Source organism: Paracoccus shanxieyensis (assembly GCF_009711265.1).
GTDB classification, from domain to species: Bacteria; Pseudomonadota; Alphaproteobacteria; order Rhodobacterales; family Rhodobacteraceae; genus Paracoccus; species Paracoccus shanxieyensis.
The window spans coordinates 84,205-102,685 of record NZ_WMII01000004.1; the positions used below are offsets into that span (position 1 = coordinate 84,205).

Genomic DNA, 18,481 nt, shown 5'->3' on the forward strand with positions numbered 1-18,481 from the left:
TCTTCTCCACCGCATAGCAAAGGAAACCTCCCATGGCACAGATCGGCCAATTTACCCGCACCCCGTCCGGCTATTCCGGGCATGTCCGCACCCTCACGCTCGACGCGGAGTTGACCTTCGTTCCAGCAGAGAACGCCGAGGCGGAGAATGCGCCCGCCTACCGCATCCACCTCGGCGACGAGGACGGACCGGAAGTCGGCGCGGGCTGGAAACATTCCGGGGAACGCGCCGGGCCGTTCGTTTCGGTCCTGCTCGACGATCCCGTCTTCCAGCAGCCGATCCGCGCCCGCCTGTTCCAGGCGGACGAGGACGGACGCGACTGGGGCTTGCACTGGACCCGCCAAAAGAAGCGCGACGAGCAGGAATGACCATGCTCATCTCCTGCATTCGTCTCGCCTCCGGGAGATGCGGCGTCCGCCGCCGCATCATCCTCTCTCTTCTTTCCGGCCTGTTCGTTTCAGCCATCACCACGCCGCCCGTCCTAGCCCAAGCTGCGATGCCCGGTCATGTGGTTGCCGCGCATCCGCACGACGCCCACATTGCGGAAGCCTCGCAACGCTTCGGCATCCCGACGACATGGATCATCGCCGTGATGCGCACTGAGAGCGCGGGCGACGTGCGCGCAATTTCGTCCGCCGGTGCGATGGGACTGATGCAGGTCATGCCCGACACCTGGGCGGATCTGCGCATCCGCCATGCTCTCGGCCGCGACCCCTTCGAGCCGCGCGACAACATCCTCGCGGGCACGGCCTATCTCCGCGAGATGTGGGATCGCTACGGCAATGTGGCCGCGATGCTCGCGGCCTACAATGCCGGTCCCGGCCGTTACGACGAATACCGCGCGACGGCTCGTCCGCTTCCGGCCGAGACACGCGCCTACGTCGCCGCGCTGACACCGATCCTGCTCGGCGAGCGACCGTCGGGGGGCAGCTCGTCGGTTGTTCCACCGCTCGATTGGCGCGAGGCGGCGATCTTCGTGGCGGGAGAAATCGGCGCTACCGCTTCCGATCCGGCTTCACCCGACCCCACGCCTCGCGACGCCCCTTCATTCGTCCCGGCAGCACCGGAAACGCTCACGGCCTTGCAGCCGGAGGGGCTGTTCGTCGCTCGCAGTGCCGGTGAGGACCAGCCATGAGCGGCTCCGTGCGGTTTCGCATCCTGTCGACCGCTGGCGTGTCATGGAGGGCGCGGGGGGTGGCGGCAGGCACCACGACCGGAAGATGGCAGGATAAAAGCGCGCACGGTGCGGCTCGGTCGGTCGGTTGTTTTTGTTCATGTTTTCGGCGCGTTCCGCACCGTGCCGCGCATTCGCGCACCGTGCGCCTCGCGCCCATCCTCCTGAATTTCCTTACTGTCTTGCACCGTGCGGGGCTGTGTCATGTCCGATGAACACGAGTTCCGCATAAGGCCGGGGCGCATCCGCTCGACCCGCGCTCAGCAGACCCGGCCCTTCATCGCGCAGGCGCTCGCCGCCGCGAAGAAGGCCGGCGGTGGCGTCTCTCGATCCGGCCGCGTGACTTCCGGCAATCGCTCCCGCTTCGGGCGCGGCCAGCGCGCCAGCGTCCAGGCCAATCGTCTCATCACCACCCGCACACGCGGCGCCGTCGTCAAGGCGCGCGTGGTGCGCAACATGGCATGGTCCGCGCCGCTCGGAACGCATCTCGATTATCTCCGCCGTGACGGCGTGACCCGAGATGGCGAGAAGGCACGGCTGTTCGGGCCGGGAACGGAGGATGCCGATGGTCGCGCCTTCGCGGAGCGGTGCGGCGATGACCGGCATCATTTCCGGTTCATCGTCTCGCCCGACGACGCGCCGGATATTTCCGACCTCCGATCATTCACGCGCGATCTTGTCGGCCAGATGGAAAAGGATCTCGGGACGCGCCTCGACTGGGTGGCGGTCGATCACTGGAACACCGCGCATCCGCATGTCCATCTGATCGTGCGCGGTGTTCGCGACGATGGGCAGGACCTCGTGATCTCCCGCGACTACATCAAGGAGGGGATGCGGGACCGGGCGCGCGATCTCATCACCCAGGAGCTGGGGCCGCGCACCGATCTCGACATTCACCGTGCGCTAGAGGCCCAGATCGAGGCGGAACGCTGGACCCAGCTCGACCGGCAGCTTGTCCGTGATGCGGGAAAATCCGGCATCGTCGATCTTGCCCCGCTCGCCAGCCGACCGCAGGACGAGTTCCATACGCTGAAGGTCGGGCGGCTGCGCACCCTCGAAATCCTCGGCGTCGCCGGGCAGATCGGCCATTCGCAATGGTTCATCAAGCCCGAGGCCGAGACGGTCTTGCGCGAACTCGGCGAGCGCGGCGACATCATCAAGCGCATGCACCGTGCCCTGATCGCGCGCGGCATCGAACGCGGCTCGGCCAGCTATGTCCTCGCCGGCGAAAGCCTCGACGTTCCCGTCATCGGCCGCCTGGTCGAGCGCGGCCTTGACGACGAGTTGAAGGGCACGGCCTATGCCGTCGTCGATGGCGTCGACGGACGCACCCACCACATCAAGCTCCCTCATCTCGATGCCGCCGGTGACAGCCCGCCCGGCTCAATCGTCGAGTTGCGCGCCTATGAAGATGCGCAAGGTGCGCGCCGCGTCGCGCTCGCTGTCCGCTCCGATCTTGATCTCGGTGCGCAGGTGGGGGCCTCGGGCGCGACCTGGCTCGACCGCCAGGCCATCGCCCGCGAGCCGGTTCCTCTCTCGGATAGCGGCTTCGGCGCCGAGGTCCGTCAGGCACTGGACGAGCGGGCGGAGCATCTGATCGGCGAGGATCTCGCGGAGCGGCAAGGCGGGCGCGTCGTCTTCGCTCGCCGGCTATTGAACACGCTGCGCAGGCGCGAACTCGACAGTCTCGGCGAGAAGCTCGCGGCCGAGACCGGCATGTCCTTCGAGCGCGCCGCCAGCGGCGAATATGTCGCCGGCTCCTATCGCCAGCGCTTCGCGCTCGCCTCAGGCCGCTTCGCCATGATCGACGATGGCCTCGGCTTCCAGCTCGTGCCCTGGTCGCCCTCCATTGAGAAGCAGATCGGCCGTCACGTCTCCGGCATCGCCCGCGACGACGGCGGTGTCGATTGGGACTTCGGGCGCAAGCGCGGCCTCGGCCTCTGACCTCAATCGGAAAGGAACCAACCCCATGTCCGCCACCAAGATCCTCTGGGGACAGATCAGCGTCGTCTTCCTCATCATCCTCGCCACCACCTGGGGCGCCACCCAATATGTCGCCTGGAGCCTTGCCTATCAGGCGCAACTCGGGCCGCCCTGGTTCGAGCTGTTCGGCACCCCGATCTACTATCCGCCCGCACTCTTCTGGTGGTGGTATTTCTATGAAGCCTATGCGCCGCCGATCTTCGCCAAGGGCGGGATCATCGCGGCCTCGGGCGGCTTCATCGCCATCGCGGTCGCCATCGGCATGTCAGTCTGGCGCGCGCGCGAGGCGAAGAACGTCGCCACCTATGGCTCGGCGCGATGGGCGGAGAAACCCGAGGTGAAGGCGGCCGGCCTGCTCGATCCCGATGGTGTCGTCCTTGGCCGGTATGATCGCGAGTATCTGCGCCATGATGGACCGGAGCATGTGCTGTGCTTTGCCCCGACACGTTCGGGCAAGGGCGTCGGCCTGGTGGTGCCGACGCTGTTGACCTGGCCCGGCTCGGCCATCGTCCACGACATCAAGGGCGAGAACTGGCAGCTTACCTCGGGTTTCCGGGCACGCCATGGCCGCGTGCTGCTCTTCGACCCAACCAACCCAAAGTCCTCGGCCTACAATCCGCTGCTCGAGGTGCGCCGCGGCGAGTGGGAGGTGCGCGACGTCCAGAACATTGCCGACATCCTCGTCGACCCCGAAGGCTCGTTGGACAAAAGGAATCACTGGGAAAAAACCAGCCATTCGCTCCTCGTCGGCGCCATCCTTCATGTCCTCTATGCGGAGCCCGACAAGACCCTCGCCGGCGTGGCACGATTCCTCTCCGATCCGAAGCGCCCGGTGGATTCCACCCTGCGCGCCATGATGGAAACCGCGCATCTCGGTGACGCAGGACCGCACCCCGTCATCGCCAGCGCCGCGCGGGAGCTGCGCAACAAATCCGAGAACGAGCGGTCCGGCGTGTTGTCGACGGCGATGTCGTTTCTCGGCCTCTATCGAGATCCGGTCGTGGCCGAGGTCACGCGCCGCTCAGACTGGCGCATCAGCGACATTGTGGGAGGCGATCAGCCGACCACGCTCTACCTCGTCGTGCCGCCCTCCGACATCAACCGCACCAAGCCCTTGATGCGACTGCTGCTGAATCAGGTCGGCCGCCGCCTGACCGAGGATCTGCAGGCGAACACGGGGCGGCATCGGCTGCTCTTGATGCTCGACGAGTTTCCGGCGTTGGGCAGGCTCGACTTCTTCGAGACGGCCCTGGCCTTCATGGCGGGCTATGGTCTCAAGAGCTTCCTGATCGCGCAGTCGCTGAACCAGATCGAGAAAGCCTATGGCCCGAACAACTCTATCCTCGACAACTGCCATGTGCGGGTGAGCTTTGCGACGAATGACGAACGCACCGCCAAGCGAGTCTCGGACGCGCTCGGCACTGCTACCGAGATGAAGGCGATGAAGAACTACGCCGGGCACCGGCTGTCGCCCTGGCTCGGGCACCTCATGGTTTCGCGCTCGGAAACTGCCCGCCAGTTGCTGACGCCGGGCGAGATCATGCAGCTTCCCCCGCATGAGGAGATCGTCATGGTGGCGGGCATCCCCCCGATCCGGGCGACGAAGGCGCGCTACTACGAGGACGCCCGGTTTCGCGAGCGTGTTCTGTCACCACCTGAATTGCAGCGCCCTGAGGGAGCCCGGCCCGACGACTGGACCACGCTTCCGCTCCCGGCGCGGCCGGAAGCCGCCGTGGATGAGGACAACCCCACGACGGATGACGAGGATACGACCGAATCCGAACGCCGCTTGCAGCCAGAACTCAGCCGGGTGAAGCCGGTGGAGAAGAAAAAGCCCATCGAGAACGAGTTTGAGTTCGCCCCGCCCGATGATGTCGACGAGGAGGCTGTCCAGAACCGGCGGATGATCCGGCAGGTCCAGGGGATTGCCCGGCAGGTTGCCATGGACCCGAACGACGGCATGGACCTATAGGACCATGATGCAACGCAAGAAGAAATCAAAGGTCACGATCTATCTCGATCCAGACCTCACTGCGGCGCTGGCCGACTTCGCCGCACGCCGGGATCGGTCGCAATCCATGATCGCCGAGGCTGCCATCGCATCCTTCGTGTCGCCGGATGATGCTGAGCGCCGCGAGGCGATCGTCGCCAAGCGACTCGACCAGATCGACCGCCGCATGACGCGGGTAGAGCGTGATGTCGGCATCGCCGTCGAGAGCCTGGCGGTATTCATTCGTTTCTGGCTGATGACGACGCCAGCCTTGCCCGAGCCGGCGGCAAAGGCGGCAAAGGCCAAATCGGCCGAGCGATACGAGGCGTTCATCACTGCGCTCGGCCGACGCCTCGCACAGGGACCGAAGCTGCGGCAGGAGATTACCGAGGATGTAGCGGCAGCGGACGAATAGATCGTCAGGCGGAGTGCTTGCATTAATGCCGATCCCGTAAACTGCTTTTTCGCGGCGATGGCGCGACGGAGGCGAACGCTACAACTATCGCAAAACCGTTCTTAGGGCACGATCCAGCGTCCTTCCCAGCCGTGGAGCCCTTGCCTAAAGCTGCATCGCCTGTGCGGCTCCGAGGAAAGATCCAATCGTTCCACATGGCTTATGACGATCTCGACCAGGCAGAACCGCGCATAGGCGGTCGCCGGATCGCTATCGTCGGTTTCCATTTCATTCGGCGAGGCCAGCACTGTCCCCGGCGGCAGTGCCGACCGAAAGAGGATATGTGTATGCGGGCGCAGCGCGTTCCAGAAGTCCCGCCGCCTCGTCTCGTCTTCGATGATCTCCGCCCGACCGTCGATGCGCAGTTGAACGACCCTCTCATTGTCGAAGCCGGCAAGCGATACGCACGGATTGGCCGTGATCTCCCGAACCTTGGGCGAACGCAGGTCGGTGATGAAGGACAGACTCGTAGATGCCTCGTTGAAGCTGCGCAGCACGATGGTTCGGATCTTCGGCGCACCGTCCTCGCCGACGGTCGCGAGTTGCATCAGCGTAAAGGGCGTTCGCTGTTTGACCGCATCGGCCAGCACCAGCCAGACATCATGGAGCAATGCCTGCTTCATGGTGCTTTTCCGGCAGGAGCAAGGCCGACACCGGCATCTGGCTCGACCTCCGGTGCCACCTTCCGCGACCCGAACTGAAGCAGAGCGACCCCCGCGAGGATGAGGCACATCGCCAGGTAGCCGATCAGCTGGATCGCCTCGCCGACGAACACGACGCCGATCACCAGGGCCACGACCGGAGGAATGTAGGTAACGCTCGAAGCCGCCAGCGCACCGAGGTTTTCGACGATGTGATAATAGGCGACATAGGCAAGGCCGGTTCCGCAGAGGCCAAGACCGATGACAAGGCCGATCCAGGCCCGGTCGTCGGCGAAGACCGCGCCAATCCCCTCGACCGGGATCACCATGAACAGCAGAAGCATTGCGATGCCGATCTGGTAGGTCGTCAAGGCGGCGGCTGGCAGCTTCAGCGGGTTGACGAATTTTCTGGCATAGACGAAGGAGCAACCGACGCTGAAGGTGCCCGCGATCATCCAGGCGACCCCTGCCATCTCGATGTCGCCACCGACCGACCACGGCTGCGCGATCAGCAACACGCCGAGAAAGCCGAGGGCGACGCCGACCGCCTTTGTCGCCGTGATGCGTTCCTCGCGCAGGAAAAGGAAAGCGCAGACGAAGGTGAAGAGCGGGATCGCCCCGCTCAGCATTCCGGCGATGCTCGACGGCAGCAAGGCCGTGCCCTTGGCGAAGGCGAAATAGTAAAGCGCGGTCGCCACCAGCGCCATGACCGCGAAATGATGCACATGACGGGCATGGCTCCATCGCAGTTCGCCCCGAGACAGCGCGAACAGAAAAACAGGGAGGAAGCCGAAGACCACGCGCAGCAGCGTGATCTGAGCCGGCGTGATGTATTCCGCTGCCCATTTGACGAAGATGAAATTGCTTCCCCAGATGAATCCGAGGAAGCAGAAGGCAAGCCAGGCGGTTTTCTTCATGGGCTTACACGGCGCGGGTGACGCCGCCGTCGACCCGGATATTCTGGCCAGTGATATAGGCCGCGCCATCGGAAGCGAGGAAGGCAACCGTCGCCGCGATTTCCTCGGAGGTGCCGTAACGCTTCAAAGGCACGCCGTCGCGGCGCTCCTCGGTCGCGGGGAGACTGTCGATCCAGCCGGGCAGCACGTTGTTCATGCGGATGTTGTCGGCCGCATAGGTATCGGCGAAGATCTTGGTGAAAGATGCGAGCCCGGCACGAGCAACGGCCGAGGTCGGGAACATCGCACTCGGCTCGAAGGCCCAGGCCGTCGAGATGTTGATAATGACGCCGCCCTTCTGCTTCTGCATGGTCGGAGCGACGAGCCGAGCCGGCCGCACGACGTTCAGGAAATAGGTGTCGAACCCTGCGTGCCAGTCCTCGTCGGTGATTTCGAGGATCTGCTTGCGCGGGCCGTGGCCGGCGCTGTTGACCAGCACGTCGATACGTCCCCAACGCTCAAGGGTGCCGTCGACGAGGCGCTTCAAGTCGTCATTCGACTGGTTCGAGCCCGTGACGCCGAAGCCCCCGAGTTCCTGTGCCAGTGCCTCACCCTTGCCAGAGGACGAGAGAACCGCGACCTTGAACCCATCTGCCGCCAGCCGGCGCGCAGCAGCCGCGCCCATTCCACTACCGCCAGCCGTGATGATTGCGATTTTTTCTACTGTCATATCCGTGGCCTCTGAAAGAGAATTGATCGTGGAAGCCGCCTATACGGAGGCACTATGGATTGGTATCATCCTTTGAAACGGGATACGAACCAGTTCCACTCCCATCACTCTGTAGAAAATCTATCCTATGCCGGAAGGTTTCCCTCGACTCCCCTCGCTCAACGGCCTGCGCGTATTCGAGGTCGTGACGCGGCATCTCAACTTCCGGCTCGCGGCCGAGGAGCTGGGCGTCACGCAAGGGGCGGTCGCGCAGCAGATTCGCGGGCTGGAAGCCGAACTCGGGCTGAAGCTGTTTGAGCGCCAGCCACGCACGCTGGCCTTGACGGAGGCGGGCCGCAGCTACGTTGCCAATATCCGCCGGGCGTTCGAGTTGATCGCCGAGGCGACCGAAATGCTGAAGCCGGAACCCAGGCACCTGACCATCAGCGTCACGCCGACCTTCGCATCACGCTGGCTGATCCCGCGCCTGCCAGATTTTACCGCCACACACCCGGATATAGACCTTCGTATCCTTGCCACGGATCGGCTTTCCAGCTTCCAGACGGATGCGGTCGACATCGCCGTGCGCTATGGGCGGCCACCCTTCGGGGCGGGCCTCAACACCGAACTCCTGTTCGAGCAGGTGATCGTCGCAGTTGCCAGCCCGCTTCTCCTCGAAAAGCTCGGTCCGCCCGACGAGGACGACAATCTCACGCGCTATGCGCTCCTACACGACGCACATAATTTCTGGCCACAGTTCCTCGAACGAGCCTATCCGGGTGGCGTGACCGCCTCAGCCAAGAACATTCGCTTCAACCAGACATCGCTCGCCGTTGACGCGGCTGTCGCCGGTCAGGGTCTGGCGTTAGCGAGCCTGTTCTTCGTGCAGGACGATATTGATGCAGGCCGCCTCGCGCGCCCCTTCGCGACGGAATTGCGCGTCGGTTCGGACTTCTACCTGGTTTCGCCGCGCAAGCCGCGCCACCCTGAACCGACAGCGGATGTGCGGAGCTGGCTCCTGACCGCCGCGCGATGAACCGAATCACCTGACAAGGACCAAGGCGCTGCTTTCAGGCTTGGTCCTAGATGGGGTCACCGCCGTTCTCCTGTATTTGCGCGCTACGCTACTACGACGGTCGAAACTTGTTGAAACGACCCGATTTGGGTCTCTTTTAGTCATCCCCATCCGGGGATCGTCTCTCGCCTCCCCGGTGGAACGGGGACGAGATGGCAGGCATCAACCACAAACAGGCAACGGTGGACCGCGGCGCGCGTATGCTCCGGACGGCGCTCGGGCCTGCCATCTCAACCTTGCTGCAAGACCCGTCTGTCGTCGAGGTCATGCTGAATCCCGACGGGCGCATCTGGGTCGACCGGCTGTCCGAAGGGCTGGCCGATACCGGCGAGATCCTGTCCGCCGCCGATGGCGAGCGCATCGTGCGGCTGGTGGCCCACCATGTCGGCGTCGAAGTGCATGCGCGCAGCCCACGGGTCTCGGCGGAGCTGCCGGAATCGGGAGAGCGCTTCGAGGGGTTGCTGCCCCCGGTGGTGTCCTCGCCTGCCTTCGCCATCCGCAAACCCGCCGTCGCGGTGTTCACCCTCGATGACTATGTGGCGGCCGGCATCATGTCCGAGGATCAGGCAGAAGCACTCCGCGCCGCCGTCCAGTCGCGCGCGAACATCCTGGTCGCGGGCGGCACGTCCACCGGCAAGACCACGCTGACCAATGCGCTGCTCGCCGAGGTGGCGAATACGCAGGATCGGGTCGTAATCATCGAGGATACCCGCGAGTTGCAATGCGCGGCGCCCAATCTGGTCGCCATGCGGACCAAGGATGGTGTCGCCACTCTGTCCGATCTGGTGCGCTCGTCCTTGCGCCTGCGCCCCGACCGTATCCCGATCGGTGAGGTCCGTGGGGCCGAAGCTCTGGACCTGCTCAAAGCCTGGGGCACCGGCCACCCCGGAGGGATCGGAACGATCCATGCCGGTTCCGGCATCGGCGCGCTGCGCCGCCTCGAACAACTCATCCAGGAAGCGGTCGTCACCGTGCCGCGCGCGATGATCGCGGAAACCATCGACCTTGTTGCCGTCCTCTCCGGGCGCGGTTCCGCCCGCCGCCTTGCCGAGCTTGCCCGCGTCGAGGGGCTCGGGCCGGACGGAGACTACCGAATTTCCTCAGCCTTTTCAGAACCCGACACCACTCACAACACTGGAGAACCTGCATGATCCGTCGTGCCTTCCGTATCCGCCACCATATCGCAACCGCATCGGCCTTCGCCTGGGTGAGCCTGATGACGTCCCCGGCCTGGGCCTCCGGCTCCTCCATGCCCTGGGAGGCGCCGCTGCAATCCATCCTCGAATCCGTCGAAGGTCCAGTGGCGAAAATCGTGGCGGTGATCATCATCATCGTCACGGGCCTGACACTGGCCTTCGGCGATACCGGCGGCGGTTTCCGGCGGCTGATCCAGATCGTCTTCGGCATCTCCATCGCCTTCGCGGCATCGAGCTTCTTCCTGTCGTTCTTCAGCTTCGGCGGGGGGGCGCTGGTCTGATGGCCGTGAGCTTCGAGGCCCTCGATACCGTGCCGGGCTTCGCGGTGCCGGTTCACCGCGCCCTGACCGAGCCGATCCTGCTCGGCGGGGCGCCCCGATCCGTCGCGATCCTCAACGGCACGCTGGCTGGCGCCGTCGGCCTCGGCCTTCAGCTATGGCTTGCAGGCATCCTGATCTGGGCCGTCGGTCACATCGCCGCCGTCTGGGCCGCCAAACGCGATCCGCTCTTCGTCGAGGTCGCGCGCCGCCATCTTCGCATCCCCTGCCATCTTTCGGTGTGAGGCACGAGCCATGATGAATCTCGCAGAATACCGTCGCACCGCCTCACGCCTTGCCGACTACCTTCCCTGGGTGGCGCTGGTCGGCTCCGGCGTCGTGCTGAACAAGGACGGCTCGTTCCAGCGCACGGCGAAGTTCCGTGGTCCCGATCTGGATTCCGCCGTCGCGGCCGAGCTGGTCGCGGTGGCCGGGCGGCTGAACAACGCCTTCCGCCGTCTCGGCTCCGGCTGGGCCATCTTTGTCGAAGCACAGCGGTCGGAAGCCGCAAGCTATCCCGCAAGCCGCTTCCCCGATCCGGCCTCGGCGCTGGTCGATGCCGAGCGGAAGGCCGATTTCGAGGAGGAGGGCAGCCATTTCGTCTCTGGCTACTTCCTGACCTTCCTGTGGCTCCCGCCCGCCGAAGATGCCGCACGTTCCGAGTCCTGGCTGTATGAAGGGCGCGAGACCTCGGGCGTGAACCCCTGGGAACTGGTGCGCGGCTTCATCGACCGCACCGACCGCGTGCTGGCGCTGCTCGACGGCTTCATGCCCGAGTGCCGATGGCTCGATGACGCCGGCACGCTGACCTACCTCCACTCGACGATTTCGACCAACCGGCATCGCGTCCGCGTGCCCGAAACTCCGGTCTATCTCGATGCGCTGCTGGCCGATCAGCCGCTGACCGGCGGCCTGGAACCCCGACTGGGCAATCAACATCTCCGGCTTCTGACGATCACCGGCTTTCCGGGCACCACCACACCCGGCCTGCTCGACGAGATGAACCGGCTGGCCTTTCCCTACCGATGGTCCACCCGCGCCATCCTTATGGACAAGACCGACGCGACCCGGCTGCTGACGAAGATCAGGCGGCAATGGTTCGCCAAGCGCAAGAGCATCGCGGCGATCATCAAGGAGGTGATGACCAACGAGCAATCTGCGCTCGTGGATACCGATGCGGCGAACAAGGCCGCCGACGCGGACATGGCCTTGCAGGAACTCGGCGCCGACATGGCCGGGATGGCCTATGTCACGGCGACCGTCACCGTCTGGGACGAGGACGCCCGCCGCGCCGACGAAAAGCTGCGGCTGGTCGAAAAGATCATCCAGTCCCGCGATTTCAGCGTCATGGTCGAGACGGTCAATGCCGTCGACGCCTGGCTCGGCAGCCTGCCCGGACATGCCTATGCCAATGTCCGGCAGCCGCCGGTCTCGACGCTCAACCTTGCCCACATGGTCCCTTCGTCCGCCGTGTGGGCGGGGCCGGAACGCGACGATCATCTCGGCGCACCCCCACTGCTTTACGGCAGGACCGAGGGATCGACGCCGTTCCGGCTTTCCCTGCATGTGGGCGACGTGGGCCATACCCTCGTCGTCGGACCGACCGGCGCGGGCAAATCCGTGCTGCTGGCGCTGATGGCCTTGCAGTTTCGCCGCTATCCGCGCGCTCAGGTCTTTGCCTTCGATTTCGGGGGGTCCATCCGCGCCTGCGCCCTCGCCATGCAAGGGGACTGGCACGATCTTGGCGGCGAGCTGACCGATGCGGCCGAGGCTTCCGTCTCGCTGCAACCGCTGGCTCGTATTCACCAGACCTCCGAGCGCGCCTGGGCTGCGGACTGGATCGTCGCGATCCTGATGCGCGAGAACATCCAGATCACCCCGGACGTCAAGGAACATATTTGGACGGCGCTGACTTCGCTTGCTTCCGCCCCGGTCGGCGAACGCACCATCACCGGCCTTGCCGTGCTGCTCCAGTCCAACGACCTGAAACAGGCGCTACGGCCTTATTGCGTCGGCGGCCCGTATGGTCGGCTGCTCGACGCCGAGAGCGAACATCTCGGTTCGGCCGATGTCCAGGCATTTGAAATCGAGGGCCTCGTCGGCACCGGCGCAGCGCCCGCCGTCCTCTCCTATCTCTTCCACCGCATCGGCGATCGGTTGGGTGGGCAACCTACGCTGCTGATCATCGACGAGGGCTGGCTTGCGCTGGACGACGAAGGGTTCGCGGACCAACTCAGAGAATGGCTCAAGACCCTGCGCAAGAAGAACGCCAGCGTCATCTTCGCCACGCAGTCGCTGTCCGACATCGACAATTCCGCCATTGCTCCGGCCATCATTGAAAGCTGCCCGACGCGACTCCTCTTGCCGAACGAGCGCGCCATCGAACCCCAGATCACCGCGATCTATCGCCGCTTTGGCCTCAATGATCGCCAGATCGAAATCCTGGCCAGGGCGACTCCGAAGCGGGACTACTACTGCCAGTCGCGGCGTGGCAACCGCCTGTTCGATCTTGGATTGTCGGAGGTCGGTCTGGCGCTCTGCGCCGCCTCGGCCAAATCCGATCAGGCCCTGATCACCGAAATCCTCGCTGAACACGGTGGCGACGGGTTCCTCTCGGCCTGGCTCCGGGCACGCGACGTCGATTGGGCCGCCGATCTCATCCCGGACCTCACCAATCTCGCGACCGAAAGCGAGACCCTGCCGCCGACGGTCGCTGACCTCGGCGAAATCGAACTCATCCTGGAAGAAGAGGAGATTACCCCATGACGCGCACAATTCCCCGGCTCACCCGCATCGCCAGCGCTTCGGCGCTCGCCCTTGCGCTCACCGCACCGCTGGCGCTGACCCCGATGTTCACGACACCGGCCCACGCCTTCTTCGGCATTGGGCGGATCGTCTATGACCCGACCAACCACGCGGAGAACCTGCTGACCGCCGCCCGCACTCTGGAACAGATCAACAACCAGATCACCTCGCTCCAGAACGAGGCGCAGATGCTGATCAACCAGGCCCGCAACCTCGCGAGCCTGCCCTACAGTTCGCTTCAGGCGCTTCAGCAGAACGTCCAACGCACCCAGCAGCTTCTCGGGCAGGCCCAGAACATCGCCTTCGATGTGCAGAACATCGACCAGATGTTCCAGCAGGATTATGGCAACCTTTCCCTCACGGCCACCGACCAGCAGCTCATTGCGGATGCCCGAACCCGCTGGGAAAATACCGTCGGGGGTCTTCAGGACGCGATGCGGGTGCAGGCGGGTGTCGTCGGCAATATCGACAGCAACCGCGCGGAGATGTCCGCGCTCGTCGGCGAAAGCCAAGGGGCGACCGGCGCGCTTCAGGCCACCCAAGCCGGCAATCAGCTTCTCGCCCTCCAGTCGCAGCAGCTTTCCGACCTGATCGCGGTCATCTCGGCCAACGGCCGGGCCGACGCCCTGATGGAAGCCGAACGCGCGACCGCCGCCGAACAGGGCCGCATCCAGCGCGAACGCTTCCTGACACCGGGCTCGGGCTACCAGCCCGGCAACGCCCAGATGTTCAACTGACGCCGGGGAGGCCCATCATGGAGGGGAAGGTGCTGGCCCGGATCGCAGCCATCGTATTCGTAGCCGTCGCCATCACGGCGGCGATCATCGAGATGAACCGCGAGGATGTAGCCGGTCCGGCCCCTTCCGTTCCTTTGCAGACGCGACAGGTCGATCTCCTGCGCGAGGGGCAGCGTCGCTGTCAGGAAATGGGCGAGGCGGCGGCCAATGACGCCGAATGCTTGGCGATCTGGGCCGAAACCCGCGACCGCTTCCTCGGACGGTCGCCCGCGCAGTCGACGCCTGGCCCGGATGGGGAGCGATAATCATGGGCGGAACGGGGGTCATCGACAATTTTCTCGGTATCTTCACCAGCTACATCGACTCGGGCTTTGGCCTGCTCGGCGGTGAAGTTGCCTTCATCGCGACGACGCTGATCGTCATAGACGTCACGCTCGCCGCCCTGTTTTGGGCCTGGGGCGCCGACGACGACATTCTCGCGCGCCTGGTGAAGAAGACGATCTTTGTCGGTGTCTTCGCCTATATCATTGGCAATTGGAACAGCCTCGCACGCATCGTCTTCGAGAGCTTCGCCGGGCTGGGCCTCATGGCTTCCGGCACAGGCTTTTCGGCCGCAGATCTCCTGCGCCCCGGCCGCGTTGCCCAGATCGGTCTCGACGCCGGGCGGCCGCTGCTCGAATCCATCTCCAGTCTCATGGGCTGGATCGCCGTCTTTGAAAACCTGGTGCAGATCCTCTGCCTGTTCTTCGCCTGGGCACTGGTTATCCTCGCCTTCTTTATTTTGGCAATCCAGCTCTTCGTCACCCTGATCGAGTTCAAGCTGACCACGCTTGCGGGCTTCGTGCTGATCCCCTTCGGCCTGTTCGGCAAGACCGCCTTCATGGCGGAACGGGTTCTGGGGAACGTCATCTCTTCCGGCATCAAGGTGTTGGTCCTCGCCGTCATCATCGGCATCGGCTCGACACTCTTCGGCCAGTTCACCGCCGGCTTCGGCGGCGCGACCCCGACCATCGACGACGCCATGGCGATCGTGCTGGCAGCCCTTTCCCTTCTCGGCCTCGGCATCTTCGGCCCCGGCATCGCCACCGGCCTCGTCTCCGGCGGCCCGCAACTCAGTGCTGGCGCTGCCGTCGGGACTGGCCTCGCTGTCGGCGGTGCCGCGATCGCTGCCGGTGGTGCGACCATGCTCGCCGCGCGGGGGGGCGGTGCCACACTCTCGGGCGGTGCTGCACTTGCACGCGGCGGGGCCTCAGCCGCCGGCGCAGCATCGTCTGCCTATTCCCTCGGCTCCATGGGTGGGTCAGGCGCGGCGGGGGTCGCTTCCGGCCTTGGCGGTGTGGCGCGCGCCGCAGGCTCGGCTGCCATCTCGCCTTTGAAGCGCGCAGCCTCCCATGCCGCCGACAGCATGAAGTCCAGCTATTCCGATGGCGCAAGGGCCGGATTTGCGGCGTCCGGCGGCAGTTCGTCCATGGGCACGGTCGGGGGCGCCCCGTCGCCCGAGCAATCACCTCCTTCAGCCGCTGATGGTCCACCGGCCTGGGCGCAGCAGATGCGCCGCAGCCGGGCGATGAGCCACGGCGTCACCGCTGCCGCCCATGCCGTCCGGTCCGGCGACAGCCACGGTGGCGGCTCCTCAGTCAGCCTTTCCGAAAGTGACCGCACATGAACACCTTCAAACGACCGACGACCCATTACGGCAAGGTGCCGGAACCCGAAACGCCCTATCAGCGCGCCGCGCAAGTCTGGGACGACCGCATCGGCTCGGCCCGCGTGCAGGCGAGGAACTGGCGCTACATGGCGTTCGGTTCGCTGATCCTCTCGGTCGGGTTCGCCGGCGCTCTTGTCTGGCAATCTGCGCGCGGAACCGTCGTGCCCTGGGTCGTTCAAGTCGACAATCTCGGCCAGGCGCAGACCGTTGCCCCCGCTACCGCCGATTATCGGCCGACCGATCCGCAGATCGCATTCCATCTCGGCCGCTTCATCGAACAGGTCCGCTCGCTTCCGGCTGACCCGATCATTGTCCGTCAGAACTGGCTCAGGGCCTATGACTGGACCACGGATCGCGGCGCCGTGGCGCTCAACGACTACGCCCGCGCCAACGACCCGTTCACGCGCGTCGGCCGCCAGCAGGTCGCCGTCGAGGTGTCGAGCATCATCCGGGCGTCCCCGGACAGTTTCCGCGTAGCCTGGACCGAACGCCACTACGAAAACGGCCAGCTCTCCACCACCGAGCGATGGACCGCGATCCTCACCATCGTCATCCAGCCGCCGCGTGACGCCGAGCGCCTGCGCGCCAATCCCTTGGGAATCTATGTCAACGCAATCAACTGGTCGCGGGAGATGAGTCAATGATCCGCACGTCTTTGAGTGAACCCGCTTTTCCGGTTTTCCGTAAACTCGGTTTTCCGGCTTTGTTGCTTGCCGCGACCATGCTCGCTGGCTGCGCCACCAACCGGACACCGCAATTCAGCTACGACGCCGATGTCCCGCCTCTTCCGTCCGCGCAGGCTCCCATCACCGATGCACGCCCAAGGCCGCTGCATGTGCCGCCCACCTGGAATGTGGCGCGGGGCGGCGAGGCTGCCGGCACGGCCACCGGCCGCGTTGAGAACGCCAATGCCGCCGCCCGTGTCGAGCCGCGTCGCGAAGGCTATTACAATGCCATACAGATCTATCCCTGGTCGGAAGGTGCGCTCTACCAAGTCTATGCCGCCGTCGGACAGATCACCACCATCGCGCTGGAGCCGGGCGAGAACCTGACCGGCGCGGGACCGATCGCCGCCGGCGACACGGCCAGGTGGGTGATCGGCGACACAGAGAGCGGAAGCGGTCCGACGCGCCGAGTGCATGTGCTGGTGAAGCCAACCCGGCCGGACATCTCGACCAACCTCGTCATCACCACCGACCGGCGCATCTACATGATCGAACTTCGCGCCCGCGAAGCGCTCTATATGCCTGCCGTGGCATGGGCGTATCCGGCACCGCCGCCGGGCAGCCGAGCGACCGCGCCGTCGGTCCCCGTCATCCCGGCCGAGGCCGCGCGGAACTATCGCTACGCCTTGCAGGTGCAAGGCGACAGCCCGCCATGGCGTCCAGTCTCCGTCTTCGATGACGGCAGGCGCGTCTATGTCGTCTTCCCACGCGGCATCGTGCAGGGCGAGATGCCGCCCCTGTTCGTTCTCGGTTCCGACGGCGAACCGCAGATCGTCAATTCGCGCATCCACCAAAATGTCCTGATCGTCGACAGGCTGTTCGGCGCGGCGGAACTGCGCCTTGGCAGCGGTGACCGCCAGCAGGTGGTCAGAATCGTCCGTATCGAGCAGAGACAGGCCGCTACCCAGTCGGCCGACGCGACCACGGGAGGATCGCCTTCATGAGCGATACCAACACCGCCGCGCCCATGCGGTTGCGCGCCGAGCCGCCCCGCGTCACCCGCTTGTCCCGCAAGGTGCTGGCAGGCGTCGGCGCCGCCGCGCTTCTCGGCGTCGGGGGAGCGCTGATCTATGCGCTCCAGACCCGCGAGGCGGGGCCGGGAGGAGGCGAACTCTACTCAACCGAGAACCGTCCCACTGCGGATGGCCTCGCCGGTCTCCCGCGCGATTATACTGGCCCGATCCTGGGGCCGGCATTGCCGGGCGACCTTGGCCGGCCAATCCTCGATGCACAAAATCGGGGACAGCCGATCGTTCCGCCTGCCATCACAACCCCTGCCGTCGATCCCGAGGAGCAACGCCGCCTCGCGGAAGAAGAAGCCGCACGGTTGAGCAACGTATTTTTCCAGTCAGGCCCACGCACGGGAGGTCCGGCCGGAACAGCCATGCCCGGACTGGCTGGGCTCACAGGACAACCGGACGGAACGGCGGGCCAGAATCGCCATACCGCTTTCCTCAACGGGCCGGTGGACCGGCAGACCGTCGCTCCGGATCGCGTCGCACCGCCGGCCTCGCCCTACATCCTTCAAGCCGGAGCCGTGATCCCGGCCGCGCTCATCACCGGCATCCGTTCCGACCTTCCGGGCCAGATCACCGCACAGGTGACGGAGAACGTCTATGACAGCCCCACCGGCTCGCTGCTCCTGATCCCGCAGGGAACGCGCATCATCGGCCAATATGATGATGGCGTGACCTTCGGCCAGCGCAGGGTGCTCTTGGTGTGGAATCGCCTGATCCTGCCGGGCGGACGCTCCATCGTGCTTGAGCGCCTGCCGGGCGCGGACGCCAGCGGCTATGCCGGCCTTGAGGACGGGATCGACTACCACTGGTGGGATCTGATGAAAGCGGCTGGCCTCTCCACGCTGCTCGCGGTCGGCGCGGAGCTGGCGACCAGCGACGAGGACCGGCTTATCCGGGCCATCCGCGACGGCGCACAGGATACCGTCAATCAGGCGGGCCAACAGATCGTGCAACGTCAGTTGCAGGTTGCCCCCACGCTGACCATCCGGCCGGGCTTCCCGGTCAGGATCATCGTGACCCGCGACCTTGTATTCGAGCCGGCAGGAGGTTGA

Annotated in this window: 19 protein-coding genes; 16 read left to right on the top strand and 3 right to left on the bottom strand. The window is 65.3% G+C overall.

The features are described 5' to 3' along the window. Window positions 1-32: 32 nt before the first annotated feature. The 5 genes from GL284_RS05545 to GL284_RS05565 all read left to right on the top strand — a co-directional run bounded on the left by GL284_RS05545 (window position 33) and on the right by GL284_RS05565 (window position 5,562). Entirely contained in the window at window positions 33-368 is a 336-nt protein-coding gene (locus GL284_RS05545; RefSeq protein ID WP_080620498.1) for a DUF736 domain-containing protein, read from the top strand. 2 nt (window positions 369-370) lie between these two features. Then, entirely contained in the window at window positions 371-1,135 is a 765-nt protein-coding gene (locus tag GL284_RS05550; RefSeq protein ID WP_196216717.1) for a lytic transglycosylase domain-containing protein, read from the top strand. Between the two features lie 243 nt (window positions 1,136-1,378). Further along, window positions 1,379-3,118, top strand: a complete 1,740-nt coding sequence (locus tag GL284_RS05555; protein WP_080620499.1) for a relaxase/mobilization nuclease domain-containing protein — start codon at window positions 1,379-1,381, stop codon at window positions 3,116-3,118. Between the two features lie 25 nt (window positions 3,119-3,143). Then, window positions 3,144-5,129: a conjugal transfer protein TraG gene (locus GL284_RS05560; RefSeq protein WP_089389005.1), complete on the top strand. Its 1,986-nt coding sequence runs from the start codon at window positions 3,144-3,146 to the stop codon at window positions 5,127-5,129. A gap of 4 nt (window positions 5,130-5,133) precedes the next feature. Next, entirely contained in the window at window positions 5,134-5,562 is a 429-nt protein-coding gene (locus GL284_RS05565; protein WP_080620500.1) for a ribbon-helix-helix protein, CopG family, read from the top strand. Between the two features lie 101 nt (window positions 5,563-5,663). Here GL284_RS05565 and GL284_RS05570 read toward each other — a convergent pair whose 3' ends face one another. From GL284_RS05570 to GL284_RS05580, 3 genes are read right to left on the bottom strand one after another with little or no spacing between them, the layout of a single operon-like run. After that, a complete protein-coding gene (locus GL284_RS05570; protein WP_080620501.1) occupies window positions 5,664-6,224 on the bottom strand; it encodes a pyridoxamine 5'-phosphate oxidase family protein in 561 nt (186 codons plus the stop codon). Continuing rightward, a complete protein-coding gene (locus tag GL284_RS05575) occupies window positions 6,221-7,159 on the bottom strand; it encodes a DMT family transporter (protein ID WP_155043637.1) in 939 nt (312 codons plus the stop codon). The genes GL284_RS05570 and GL284_RS05575 overlap by 4 nt, the downstream gene beginning before the upstream one ends. 4 nt (window positions 7,160-7,163) lie before the next feature. Continuing rightward, window positions 7,164-7,868: an SDR family oxidoreductase gene (locus tag GL284_RS05580; RefSeq protein ID WP_080620503.1), complete on the bottom strand. Its 705-nt coding sequence runs from the start codon at window positions 7,866-7,868 to the stop codon at window positions 7,164-7,166. 127 nt (window positions 7,869-7,995) lie between these two features. Here GL284_RS05580 and gcvA point away from each other — a divergent pair, with 127 nt between their 5' ends. The 11 genes from gcvA (at window position 7,996) to GL284_RS05635 (ending at window position 18,481) form a co-directional block, all read left to right on the top strand. Beyond that, window positions 7,996-8,883, top strand: a complete 888-nt coding sequence (gene gcvA / locus GL284_RS05585; protein ID WP_080620504.1) for a transcriptional regulator GcvA — start codon at window positions 7,996-7,998, stop codon at window positions 8,881-8,883. 239 nt (window positions 8,884-9,122) lie between these two features. Beyond that, window positions 9,123-10,073, top strand: a complete 951-nt coding sequence (gene trbB, locus GL284_RS05590; protein WP_425274181.1) for a P-type conjugative transfer ATPase TrbB — start codon at window positions 9,123-9,125, stop codon at window positions 10,071-10,073. Next, a complete protein-coding gene (locus GL284_RS05595) occupies window positions 10,070-10,399 on the top strand; it encodes a TrbC/VirB2 family type IV secretion system protein (protein WP_028710779.1) in 330 nt (109 codons plus the stop codon). The genes trbB and GL284_RS05595 overlap by 4 nt, the downstream gene beginning before the upstream one ends. Continuing rightward, complete coding sequence (locus tag GL284_RS05600; protein ID WP_155043638.1) at window positions 10,399-10,680, top strand: VirB3 family type IV secretion system protein; 282 nt, start codon at window positions 10,399-10,401, stop codon at window positions 10,678-10,680. Before GL284_RS05595 ends, GL284_RS05600 begins: the two co-directional genes overlap by 1 nt. 10 nt (window positions 10,681-10,690) lie before the next feature. Beyond that, the gene (gene trbE / locus GL284_RS05605; protein WP_155043639.1) at window positions 10,691-13,201 is read left to right on the top strand and encodes a conjugal transfer protein TrbE; all 2,511 of its coding nucleotides are present in this window, start codon (window positions 10,691-10,693) and stop codon (window positions 13,199-13,201) included. Continuing rightward, window positions 13,198-13,977 carry a P-type conjugative transfer protein TrbJ gene (gene trbJ, locus GL284_RS05610; protein WP_080620508.1) on the top strand — a complete coding sequence of 260 codons (780 nt, stop codon included), beginning with the start codon at window positions 13,198-13,200 and terminating at the stop codon, window positions 13,975-13,977. Before trbE ends, trbJ begins: the two co-directional genes overlap by 4 nt. 17 nt (window positions 13,978-13,994) lie before the next feature. Further along, on the top strand, window positions 13,995-14,282 hold the full coding sequence (trbK-alt, locus tag GL284_RS05615) for a putative entry exclusion protein TrbK-alt (RefSeq protein ID WP_155043640.1): 288 nt from the start codon (window positions 13,995-13,997) through the stop codon (window positions 14,280-14,282). A 2-nt stretch (window positions 14,283-14,284) separates the two neighbouring features. Then, entirely contained in the window at window positions 14,285-15,643 is a 1,359-nt protein-coding gene (gene trbL, locus GL284_RS05620) for a P-type conjugative transfer protein TrbL (protein ID WP_080620510.1), read from the top strand. Continuing rightward, a complete protein-coding gene (gene trbF / locus GL284_RS05625) occupies window positions 15,640-16,329 on the top strand; it encodes a conjugal transfer protein TrbF (protein WP_080620511.1) in 690 nt (229 codons plus the stop codon). Before trbL ends, trbF begins: the two co-directional genes overlap by 4 nt. Next, a complete protein-coding gene (gene trbG / locus GL284_RS05630) occupies window positions 16,326-17,354 on the top strand; it encodes a P-type conjugative transfer protein TrbG (RefSeq protein WP_155043641.1) in 1,029 nt (342 codons plus the stop codon). The genes trbF and trbG overlap by 4 nt, the downstream gene beginning before the upstream one ends. Beyond that, the gene (locus GL284_RS05635) at window positions 17,351-18,481 is read left to right on the top strand and encodes a TraB/TrbI/VirB10 family type IV secretion system protein (protein WP_080620513.1); all 1,131 of its coding nucleotides are present in this window, start codon (window positions 17,351-17,353) and stop codon (window positions 18,479-18,481) included. Before trbG ends, GL284_RS05635 begins: the two co-directional genes overlap by 4 nt.